This is a genomic window from Desulfovibrio sp. 1188_IL3213 (genome assembly GCF_036763145.1).
Classification (GTDB): Bacteria; Desulfobacterota; Desulfovibrionia; order Desulfovibrionales; family Desulfovibrionaceae; genus Desulfovibrio.
Genome location: NZ_JBAIYR010000390.1, coordinates 1 through 2,113, shown reverse-complemented (window position 1 = coordinate 2,113; position 2,113 = coordinate 1). Strand labels below are relative to the sequence as shown.

The following is a 2,113-nucleotide window of genomic DNA, read 5'->3' as shown; positions in this document are numbered from 1 at the left end:
GCGATGCCCGCGCCTGTTCCCATGACGGATATGGACGACGAAGTGGGCGTTCTCGCCCGCGCCATTGCCGCCCGTGAAGAGGCACTATACCGTTTCGTGCAGCGCGAGAGTCATTTTACCGGCGACGTGAGCCATGAGCTGCGCACGCCGCTGACGGTCATGCAGGGCGGGCTTGAGGTTCTTGAGGCACGCTTGCAGAATCTGGCCGAGACCGTGCCGCAGGCGCAGGAGCTTGTTCCTGTTGTGGGGCGTCTTCTGCGCACCACATCCGGCATGAGCCGCACCGTGCGCACGCTTCTTCTGCTGGCCCGCAGGCCCGGAGAAATACAGGCTTCTGTGCTGGACTGTTCGCTGATTTTGCGGGATATCATAGATGGAATGGCACGCGAAGGGCTTGCGCACCCGGTGAAGCTTCCGCACCTGGCTTCCCGCCAGAGGGCAGACTGCCTGCCCGCCCTGCTGGCCCTGCTTGACGAAAACGCTTTGCCCGGAACGGCCTGGGCCAGATCTGCGTCAGAAACTCCGTCCGGCCCGCGCTCCTTTGGCCCTGCCAGGGTCGCTCTTGCTGTGGCCCTGTCAGCCCCTGTTCCGGTATGCGGGCAAAAAGAGCTGATAGGCGTCATATTCAAGAATTTGCTGGACAATGCCCGCCAGTACGCCGAAAATGGGCGCGCTTTTGTATTGCTTGAGCCTGGCAGAATGCTGGTGGGCAACAAGGGCCGCATTGTTCGCCATGTGGATATTTTTTCGCGCGGCGTCAGCCGCTCCTGTAAGAACGGTCAGCAAGTCGCCCGGGAAGGGGCGGGCAGCGGCCTGGGACTTTCCCTGGCCCATCGGGCCTGCGAACGCCTGGGCTGGCGGCTTGAGCTTGCATCTCTTCCCGCAGATGCGGACGGAAGCACCGTTTTCAGTCTTGTTTTTCCCCCGGCAGTCCAAGGAGAAGATGTATAATGCCCGCTACTCAAAATAAGCCTGTTTCCGGCCTGTTTTCAGGACGCCGCAAGGCCCTTGTCCTGATCCTGGTCCTTTTGGCTGTTGCCGGAGGCTGGAAACTGATGGGCAGGGGAGCGGGACGCCCGGACATGGGCATGGATACGCCCCCGGTGCGCGTGGCTGCCGCCCTGGCCCAGAATGTGCCGCATTTTCTCAATGGTCTTGGCACAGTGCTGCCTTCTGGCGATGTGCTTGTTACCAGCCGGGTGGACGGCCAGCTGCTGCGCCTGCATTTTGCCGAAGGTCGCCGCGTGAAGGCCGGAGACCTGCTGGCCGAAATTGATCCGCGTCCATTTCAGGCCAGTCTTGATCAGGCTCTGGGCAACCTCGCCAGAGACAAGGCCCAGCTTGAAAACGCGCGCAAAGATCTTTCCCGCTATATCAAGCTGGCTCAGGGCAACTTTATTGCCGCACAGCAGTACGAAACGCAGCGCGCGCTGGTGCGCCAGTACGAAGGCACGGTTGAGGCCGATCAGGCCGCCGTGGATTCCGCGCGTCTGCAACTGGAGTACAGCCGTATTACCGCGCCCATCAGCGGTCGCCTTGGTCTGCGCAATGTGGACGAAGGCAACATGATCAAAAGCTCGGATTCCGGCGGCCTTGTCCGCATTACCGAGACAAGCCCGTGCGACGTGATTTTTACCCTGCCCGAGAGCCAGGTCCCGCTGGTTGTGCAGGCCCTGCGCCGTGCTGAGGAACAGAGCGACCCGCAGCCGCTGGTGGTTCAGGCGTGGGACAGGGAGCAGAAGCGCCTGCTGGGTACGGGACGCCTGATTTCGATGGACAATCAGATAGACAGCGCCACGGGCACGGTGCGCCTCAAGGCGGTTTTTCCCAACAGGGACGAAGCGCTGTACCCCAACCAGTTTGTCAATGCCAGGCTTTTGGTGCGCGTGCTGCATGACGCTGTCACGGTTCCAAGGTGCTGTCCCAGCCGGAAGAAGACAGCCTGGCGGGCATTACCACCACGCAGATGGAATACCGCCAGACCGGGCAGCGCAATCTTGAGCGCCGCATCGAGGAAATGCTCCAGCCCCTTTTCGGCCCCGGCCGCGTCATCGCCAAAGTTAACGCCGACATGGACTTCAGCCAGAAGACCATACGCCGCGAGCTGTTCGAT

The 2,113-nt window shown here is 61.6% G+C and carries 2 protein-coding genes and 1 pseudogene; all 3 read left to right on the top strand.

Translation table 11 applies throughout. The features are described 5' to 3' along the window. The coding region (locus V6C16_RS11785; protein ID WP_333543292.1) for a sensor histidine kinase at window positions 1–951 on the top strand (951 nt) is incomplete at its 5' end. Continuing rightward, window positions 951–1,856: pseudogene (locus V6C16_RS11780) on the top strand (efflux RND transporter periplasmic adaptor subunit); the annotation flags it as partial. The gene V6C16_RS11785 and the pseudogene V6C16_RS11780, both read left to right, overlap by 1 nt. A gap of 110 nt (window positions 1,857–1,966) precedes the next feature. Further along, window positions 1,967–2,113 (top strand): flagellar M-ring protein FliF C-terminal domain-containing protein (locus tag V6C16_RS11775; protein WP_442886225.1); only part of this gene is annotated, 147 nt, incomplete at its 3' end.